The sequence below is a fragment of the Rhizobium mongolense USDA 1844 genome, assembly GCF_000419765.1.
Classification (GTDB): domain Bacteria; phylum Pseudomonadota; class Alphaproteobacteria; order Rhizobiales; family Rhizobiaceae; genus Rhizobium; species Rhizobium mongolense.
This window is the reverse complement of the sequence record NZ_ATTQ01000071.1, coordinates 1-6,164: the sequence shown is the minus strand read 5'-3', so window position 1 is coordinate 6,164 and position 6,164 is coordinate 1. Positions and strand designations below refer to the sequence as shown.

The 6,164-nt window shown below is 58.7% G+C and carries 7 protein-coding genes, 3 tRNA genes and 1 pseudogene; 5 read left to right on the top strand and 6 right to left on the bottom strand.

All coding sequences use genetic code 11. The features are described 5' to 3' along the window. The 4 genes from tuf to A3C3_RS0136915 form a co-directional block, all read right to left on the bottom strand. Positions 1 to 1,102, bottom strand: a 1,102-nt coding sequence (gene tuf / locus A3C3_RS0136930) for an elongation factor Tu (protein ID WP_022719475.1), incomplete at its 3' end; no start/stop codon positions are given. 328 nt (positions 1,103 to 1,430) lie between these two features. Beyond that, positions 1,431 to 1,733 (bottom strand): hypothetical protein, encoded by a 303-nt coding sequence (locus tag A3C3_RS0136925; RefSeq protein ID WP_022719474.1) that lies wholly within the window; start codon positions 1,731 to 1,733, stop codon positions 1,431 to 1,433. A 111-nt stretch (positions 1,734 to 1,844) separates the two neighbouring features. After that, a tRNA-Gly gene (locus A3C3_RS0136920) sits at positions 1,845 to 1,918 on the bottom strand. Positions 1,919 to 1,943: 25 nt separating this feature from the next. After that, a tRNA-Tyr gene (locus A3C3_RS0136915) sits at positions 1,944 to 2,028 on the bottom strand. Between the two features lie 201 nt (positions 2,029 to 2,229). Here A3C3_RS0136915 and rlmB point away from each other — a divergent pair. Both rlmB and A3C3_RS46430 read left to right on the top strand, forming a co-directional pair. Beyond that, complete coding sequence (gene rlmB, locus A3C3_RS0136910; protein ID WP_022719473.1) at positions 2,230 to 3,120, top strand: 23S rRNA (guanosine(2251)-2'-O)-methyltransferase RlmB; 891 nt, start codon at positions 2,230 to 2,232, stop codon at positions 3,118 to 3,120. A gap of 96 nt (positions 3,121 to 3,216) precedes the next feature. Then, a complete protein-coding gene (locus tag A3C3_RS46430; RefSeq protein ID WP_022719472.1) occupies positions 3,217 to 3,375 on the top strand; it encodes a hypothetical protein in 159 nt (52 codons plus the stop codon). A gap of 135 nt (positions 3,376 to 3,510) precedes the next feature. On the opposite strand, the gene A3C3_RS0136900 is transcribed toward A3C3_RS46430, so the two are convergent. Then, positions 3,511 to 3,831, bottom strand: a complete 321-nt coding sequence (locus tag A3C3_RS0136900; protein ID WP_022719471.1) for a hypothetical protein — start codon at positions 3,829 to 3,831, stop codon at positions 3,511 to 3,513. A gap of 181 nt (positions 3,832 to 4,012) precedes the next feature. Here A3C3_RS0136900 and A3C3_RS0136895 point away from each other — a divergent pair. The 3 genes from A3C3_RS0136895 (at position 4,013) to A3C3_RS0136885 (ending at position 4,876) form a co-directional block, all read left to right on the top strand. After that, positions 4,013 to 4,088: transfer RNA gene (locus A3C3_RS0136895), tRNA-Thr, on the top strand. Between the two features lie 369 nt (positions 4,089 to 4,457). Beyond that, entirely contained in the window at positions 4,458 to 4,673 is a 216-nt protein-coding gene (locus A3C3_RS0136890; protein ID WP_022719470.1) for a hypothetical protein, read from the top strand. Continuing rightward, positions 4,670 to 4,876 carry a hypothetical protein gene (locus A3C3_RS0136885; protein WP_022719469.1) on the top strand — a complete coding sequence of 69 codons (207 nt, stop codon included), beginning with the start codon at positions 4,670 to 4,672 and terminating at the stop codon, positions 4,874 to 4,876. The genes A3C3_RS0136890 and A3C3_RS0136885 overlap by 4 nt, the downstream gene beginning before the upstream one ends. Before the next feature lie 747 nt (positions 4,877 to 5,623). Here the strand turns inward: A3C3_RS0136885 and A3C3_RS42385 are convergent. Beyond that, positions 5,624 to 6,164, bottom strand: a pseudogene (locus tag A3C3_RS42385) (ATP dependent DNA ligase); the annotation flags it as partial.

Below are 6,164 nucleotides of genomic sequence, written 5' to 3'. Positions count from 1 at the left end.
CTTCCATGGCGATCGGCACGATCAGCTCGACGTCAACCGTGACGTTGTCGCCCGGCATCACCATTTCCGTGCCTTCCGGCAGCGTCACGATGCCCGTCACGTCCGTCGTGCGGAAGTAGAACTGCGGACGGTAGTTGGTGAAGAACGGCGTATGACGGCCGCCTTCTTCCTTCGTCAGGATGTAGGCNTCAGCCTTGAACTTCTTGTGCGGCTTCACCGAACCCGGCTTGCACAGGATCTGGCCACGCTCGACGCCGTCGCGGTTCACGCCGCGGATCAGTGCGCCGATGTTGTCGCCGGCCTGGCCCTGGTCGAGCAGCTTGCGGAACATTTCAACGCCGGTCACCGTCGTCTTCGAGGTCGGGCGGATGCCGACGATCTCGACTTCTTCGCCAACCTTGACGATACCGCGCTCGACGCGGCCGGTCACGACCGTACCGCGGCCCGAGATCGAGAACACGTCTTCGATCGGCATCAGGAACGGCTGGTCGATCGGACGCTCAGGCGTCGGGATGTAGGCGTCGACCTGGGCCATCAGCTCGCGGATCGCGTCTTCGCCAATCTTCTTGTCGGAATCTTCAAGAGCAGCCAGCGCCGAACCCTTGACGACCGGGATGTCGTCGCCCGGGAAGTCGTAGGACGACAGCAGTTCGCGCACTTCCAGCTCGACGAGCTCGAGAAGCTCGGCGTCGTCGACCTGGTCGACCTTGTTCAGGAACACGACGATTGCCGGAACGCCGACCTGGCGGGCGAGCAGGATGTGTTCGCGGGTCTGCGGCATCGGGCCGTCGGCAGCCGAGCACACCAGAATCGCGCCGTCCATCTGTGCGGCACCGGTGATCATGTTCTTGACATAGTCGGCGTGGCCGGGGCAGTCGACGTGCGCGTAGTGNCGGTTGGCCGTCTCATACTCGACGTGCGCCGTCGAAATCGTGATGCCGCGGGCCTTTTCTTCCGGNGCAGCGTCGATCTGGTCATACGCCTTGAACTCGCCGAAGTACTTCGTGATCGCCGCCGTCAGAGACGTCTTGCCGTGGTCAACGTGGCCGATCGTGCCGATGTTAACGTGCGGCTTGTTGCGCTCAAACTTACTCTTTGCCATTTGAATGCTTCCTGTGAACGAAATGGGTGACCCCGGCGAGCCGGTTTAGTGCCGCCGTTTAAGGCTTTCGGCGGGATTGCGCAAGACCTAATTGCGAACGCCATTCTTGGCTTGCAAGCGCATATGGGAGACAATTCGCGCCGAGCAAGACGATTCGCCCGGAACCCGGCGAAAATCGTTGAAACCAAGGGGAAAATCTGGAACGGGCAGCGGTATCGAATGCGTGATCGCGCAGGCACGTCGTTGAGGCTGTCCTCGTCCCCGCAACTCCCAAACGAGCGAGAGCGCTGCGAACTTTGGCGGCTGGTGGCGAGGCTTAGCTCCAACCCTAATTCGGGATCTTGTTATAAAAAGACTCTGGATCATAGACGCAGGCATAATCGAGGACGCAGAGCTTTCCGCCGGCATCCCGCAAACTGGTCGTCGAACGCTTGTCCCCGAGCCTGCAGCGCGCCGGCGGATAGCGGAAGCTGCGACCGCCGATGCCGATTCGGACAAATACCGTTTTGTTTTGCCGGATAAACTGCGTGAGTTCGCCACAGCTGTGGTCGCGAGCCCTGACTTCCACGGCCTCGGCGGCGAGGGCTGCCGAGGGAAGCAAAAATGCTGCGGCCATAATCACGTTTCGCATGGCACCTCTCAATGGTGGTATCCGCGTCATTCAAACAGAAATTTTGCGCCTTTGAAGGCACGGCCCAAAAAGTGCGCCGAATGCGCGGCATTGCCGAAGAATCGAAAAGCTTGGAGCGGGTAGCGGGAATCGAACCCGCGTATTCAGCTTGGAAGGCTGCTGCTCTACCATTGAGCTATACCCGCGGGGTGGTCCGATCCAAGTGACGAATGGTGGAGAGAGTTGGATTTGAACCAACGTAGGCTGAGCCAACGGATTTACAGTCCGTCCCCTTTAACCACTCGGGCATCTCTCCAGTTTTTCGTCTGGATCGTAACCAAGCTCGAAGACCCAGGAGCGTTACCGCCCCTCGATCTGCGCCGCGTATATGACCGGAGCATTTGTCCATGTCAACATGAAGACAATAGAAAAAACACGAAAAATTTCATCGCCTGTTCAAAGCCGTCGCCGGCAAAGAAACCCTATGCGCGGTGAAGCACGGCCGTTATAAAGCCGCATGAGCAAAGACAACAAATCCGGCGGCAAGCCCGCAACCGACAAGTCCCCCAAGGATACGCACTACGCCACTTTGCGGCGTGCCCACCGCGATGCCAAGCGCGAGCGCGGCGAAATTCCGACGCCTCCTCCGCAGAAGCGCAAACGCGGCGGCGAGGATTGGAAGGCGCCGGCGCTTACGGCCGACCAGGTCTATCTCTACGGCCTGCACACCGTGCGCGCCGCAATCGAAAATCCCGAGCGGAAAAACGTCAAGCTGACGGTGACGCAGAATGCGCTCGCCCGCCTCGAAATCGATGCCGGTCAGCTCGGCATTCCGGTCGAGATCGTCTCGCCGCAAGATATCGACAAGGTGCTCGGCCCCGATGCGATCCACCAGGGCGTGATGCTGGAGACCCGCCCCCTGCCCGTCCGGCGCCTGGAGGCGCTGAAGGACAGCCCGCTGCTCCTCGTGCTCGACCAGGTCACCGATCCGCACAATGTCGGGGCCATCATGCGCTCGGCAGTCGCCTTCAATGCAGGCGCCGTTATCACCACGCAAAGACACAGCCCGACCGAATCGGGCGTGCTTGCGAAATCGGCTTCCGGCGCGCTCGAACTCATTCCTTATATACAGATCACCAATCTTGCCGACGCGCTCGGTGAATTGCACCGGCTCGGCTTCTTCTCGATCGGCCTCGATTCCGAAGGACCGGCGCCGATCGAAGGCACGTTCTCAGGCGAGAAGGTTGCGCTCGTCCTCGGTTCCGAAGGCAAGGGCCTCAGGCAGAAGACGCGCGAGACCGTCAGCGCGCTTGCGCGGCTCGACATGCCGGGCGCGATCAAATCGCTGAACGTCTCGAATGCGGCTGCGATCGCGATGTATGCCGCCCGGCTTCATCTGAAGAAATAAGCGGGCGTCTCAAAATGAACGAATGGTTGGCCTAAGGTTCGCCGGAGCGCAGCAGCAAAGAGAGTGCAACAGCAAGAGAGAAGGAAAATACCCGGCATGGCAATCCGGCCCCTCATGTTCGGCATCCTGTTCATCGCAGTCTTCGTCGCTATCATTCTCAGTATCATATGGATCGATCCCACCCAGCCGACGCGCCAGCCGGATCCTCTGGCGCCTGTGATGCCGGCGCCCACACCGACACCACCTTCGCAATAGCCGCCGGGAACCGCACCGGCTCCATCGCGTTTGCTGATCGACGGCTGCTCCGGCAGCCCCATTCTCGCTAACCCGGTGATGCCGCCCTTTTGAGGGCCGGCCACACGAAGCCGGCGTCAACAAGCCAACGGGCGATCATAGGTCGATGCGGAAATACAAGTAGTCGGGCCGGTGGTGATGACGCCAGTAATGACGTTCCCTCCACCTGCGTTCGGCGCGCCAAGGCCGGTAGTGACGGCGCTCATAGGCATACGGATGATGGCGCCAGTAACGGCGTTCATGCCGCCACGAATGACGCCCATGGCGGCGATGATCACGGTAGTGCACCTTCACGACGTCGCTCTTTTCGGTGGACGCAACAGGTGCATATACGGGAGCGGCAACCACGGGCTCGACGGCAACGACGGCCGATCCGAGCGACAGAAGCGCTGCAATGGCAAAACGTGCAATTCTCATGACCGATCTCCTTGATGAAGGTGAGCGAAATCTGCGCCTCCTGCGCTGAACTCCTCCTGAATCGCTACTTCAGATTTTGTTCATGAAATGGAGAGGGATTGGGTCTATGATCGATCACGAAATCGCGCCCAGGCCGGATTTTTCTTTACAGACCGGAAGAATCTGCTAGTTGGCACGCATTGCCCTTGTAGCTCAGTTGGTAGAGCACCTGATTTGTAATCAGGGGGTCGCGGGTTCGAACCCTGCCGGGGGCACCAAAATTTCTTGATAGATATCAGTCGCTTGAGAGAAGCGGAGCACCCTGGCACGAGGAAGTCCATGTCGCGCCGTGTTGCAAACCACAGCTATTGATTTTAAACGATTTTCCCTCACACTCGGCCACTCCACGCAACATGAATGCGACACGACGCGCGGCAACGGCAGGTTTTGATTTGAGTGATACCCCCAAGGTCAGGCGCACCAAGGCTAAGGTACCCGCCAGCGGCGTTACCGACGCGGCTATTGATGCCTTCCGACACGCAGCATCAATTGGTGTAGGTACCTTCGTTTGGGCCTCAGCTCTCCCTTAACATCTAATCGGTGGTTGGCGAGCAACTCCGCGATGAAAGCATGGTGGACATCAGCCCATGACCAAGAAATCGTTCGTCAGTCAGACCGAGATGAGACGCATGGCCGAAGTTGCCAACACGGAAGGCGTTACCATCGAGCTTGAACGAGAGGGAACAATTGTTCGCGTGATGCCATTTAGGCCGTCCCGGATCGTAAAGCCAAAGGTATCTCGGGAAGAAGAGGCCGACGCTAGCCTGGCCGAGTGGCTTGAGAGAAATGGGACTGAGCGATGAGCCGCGTTTCATTTCGCCAGGCCGACATCGAGCGAATCTTACGAGCCGCGAAGAACGTTGGCGCCACAGTGCAGGTCGATATCAAGACTTTAGTCGTGACGATTTTTCATCCGACCAAGGAAGCGGTCGAACCGCTATCCGGCCTTGTCCGTTACGGGGAAGAGAACTGGGATGACGAAGACGATTGGAAGGCATCTGTCTGAGCGATCAACTCCATCGCTGGCCAAGGCGGCTATTTTCCACATCGTAGATCGCCGCATTTCTAACTCGTCCCTGTGGAGAGCGTAAAGTCAAGTTGCAACGCGCAACTTCACCGCCCAGTGCGCATGGTACCAGACGACAACCGCGGCGGCGGTCTCAGGCTTTGGTGGGGGCTATTTGATTCCCTCACAGCCTTCTCGTTGGAATTTGCGTCGCGCCAGTTCCCAAAGCCAAGTGTCACTGCTGGCAGCCTCTGGAACCAGCCGTTGCGTTTCCATCTCGACAAACATTCCGAAATAATAGCCGGCCTCAAAATCGTCAGTGCCCTCGGCGGTTAGTATCTTACGGACGCGCGCAGAGAGGGAATCGCCATTCTTAGGTTTCCAGTTCGTCTCCGCGATTTTGGCCCAAACGCCGCATTCGAGGATGAATACATCGTCCTGAGTCCGCGCAGGCCTGCGACAACGGAGCAAAGTGCAAAGGCCGTAATTGCCAGTTTGCGCATGTGAGCTCCCTCCCACGAGTGAAACATGTGCGTCTCAGGGGGAATTGCAACAAGCTCTAGTCGCCATTCTGAGTTCGTGAGCATACTGGTGACGGCAGTCAAGGAATGACGCATTTACCGTCGTGCGTCCGCGCGGGATACTCGACGTGACATTCGCCCGTGCAAAAACGGGACTGACTTCAGCTCACTCGAGCTCATAAATCCCGGCATTCTCCTCCGGATCGCGCAGTCCCTTATAGGACGACTACCGCAGCTTGCCGTCATGCGTCCAGCGCGATATTCGACTTCGGCCACCAGCGTTGGCTTCACCCAAACGATATAATTTTCGCCGGCCGGAATATTCCACCGGTGGCTTCTTCACCTTGAGCTTGTCGAGAGCTTCGCGGAGCTCACGCGCCGTTCGTTCATTGAAGCCTGTCCCGACCGATCCGACATAGACCAGCTTGCGGCCCTGGCGCGCTCCGAGCAGCAGTGAACCGATACCGGCACGCGCAACAAAGGAATGCTCATAGCCGACGATCGCAAAGCCGTCGCTTTGGATGCATTTGATCTTCTGCCAGTCGCCACGCCGGCCGGAGCGATACGGGCTCTCACGGTCTTTCGCGATGATGCCTTCAAGGCCGTGATCGCAGGCAGCAAAATACAGCCGGTCTCCGTCTGCCTCGATCTCCTCCGAAAGCCGGATGACATCATCCCTGCTCTTGATCAGCCCCTCCCAGGAGATGCCGTCGCGCGGTGAATTCCAACGGCCTAAGATCATGGCCGTCGAAATCGAGAAGGTCGAA

Bases quoted from the DNA above. Each gene is read 5' to 3' on its own strand.
- A3C3_RS0136885 (WP_022719469.1), top strand. From the start codon at position 4,670: ATGAGCCGCGTTTCATTTCGCCAGGCCGACATCGAGCGAATCTTACGA.
- A3C3_RS46430 (WP_022719472.1), top strand. From the start codon at position 3,217: ATGGCAATCCGGCCCCTCATGTTCGGCATCCTGTTCATCGCAGTCTTC.
- A3C3_RS0136900 (WP_022719471.1), bottom strand. From the start codon at position 3,831: ATGAGAATTGCACGTTTTGCCATTGCAGCGCTTCTGTCGCTCGGATCG.
- A3C3_RS0136925 (WP_022719474.1), bottom strand. From the start codon at position 1,733: ATGCGAAACGTGATTATGGCCGCAGCATTTTTGCTTCCCTCGGCAGCC.
- rlmB (WP_022719473.1), top strand. From the start codon at position 2,230: ATGAGCAAAGACAACAAATCCGGCGGCAAGCCCGCAACCGACAAGTCC.
- A3C3_RS0136890 (WP_022719470.1), top strand. From the start codon at position 4,458: ATGACCAAGAAATCGTTCGTCAGTCAGACCGAGATGAGACGCATGGCC.